The sequence below is a fragment of the Parabacteroides sp. An277 genome, from assembly GCF_002159645.1.
Lineage (GTDB): Bacteria > Bacteroidota > Bacteroidia > Bacteroidales > Tannerellaceae > Parabacteroides.
Genome location: NZ_NFJB01000089.1, coordinates 1 through 833, shown reverse-complemented (window position 1 = coordinate 833; position 833 = coordinate 1). Strand labels below are relative to the sequence as shown.

At 50.5% G+C, this 833-nt stretch carries 2 protein-coding genes; both read left to right on the top strand.

What is annotated here, in order from left to right; all coding sequences use genetic code 11:
- Window positions 1-344 (top strand): hypothetical protein (locus B5F77_RS15810; RefSeq protein WP_162608023.1); only part of this gene is annotated, 344 nt, incomplete at its 5' end.
- A partial coding sequence (locus tag B5F77_RS15430) for a hypothetical protein (RefSeq protein ID WP_140392913.1) occupies window positions 341-833 on the top strand: 493 nt, incomplete at its 3' end. The genes B5F77_RS15810 and B5F77_RS15430, both read left to right, overlap by 4 nt.

The window sequence follows — 833 nt, the reverse complement described above, 5'->3', positions numbered from 1 at the left end:
TGCGCAAAGATTTGCTAAAAGATGAGGAATGGCTCTACTCGGTGTCTGTTTTGAGCGGAAAAGGCGGGAAAACGGTGTTAGAAAGGCTGCCGGGAGCGATGGAGCTTTTTGAAACGCATTTGGTTTCGATTGGCGAAACGGGTACGATATTGGATATCAATGATTACAAGCGTCGATTCCAATCGTGGTGGCGTTGCCTGAACTTCGAAACGAAAGAAGGGATTTTGGCACGAAATCAATCGGCCTCGCGCCCCCAAACAAAACCGGTTTCGCGAATCGACGAAATGCAGCGTGTGTGCGAAGAGGCGAAAATAATGACGCGTAAAATGTTAAAATTAGAATGAATACGGAAGAAAGATTACAGTTAATTTTACAAGAGCCAGCCATTAATGAGCTTAATGCCAACGTGGTAAGTGATAAAATGGTGGATATCATCTCACAGTGTGCTATGTTAATGGGATTCAAGGTACCGGAGCCGCGCGAGCTGACGTTGATGGCGGGCAAGGTGACGGCGAACTTGTACGAAAGTTACCCGTTCCTGCGTTTGGGCGAAATTAGTATCTGTTTCGAGCTCGGCGCGAAAGGGCAGTTCGGCGAATATTTTGGGCTGAATTGGCGGACCATCACGAAGTGGCTGCGCGGCTATCAGCAATGCGACCTCCGATACCGTGCGAAGCTCGCTGTAGAAGCCGAAAAGAAGGCGTTGCCGCCGGTCAGCGAGGCGTATAACCTCCAGGCCGAGAACCGTTTCCTGCAGAACTCGTTCCGTCGCTACAAGGAGAGCGGGTCGATGGAGCGCGTGATGAGCGTGAAGGTCTATCAGACGCTCCAGG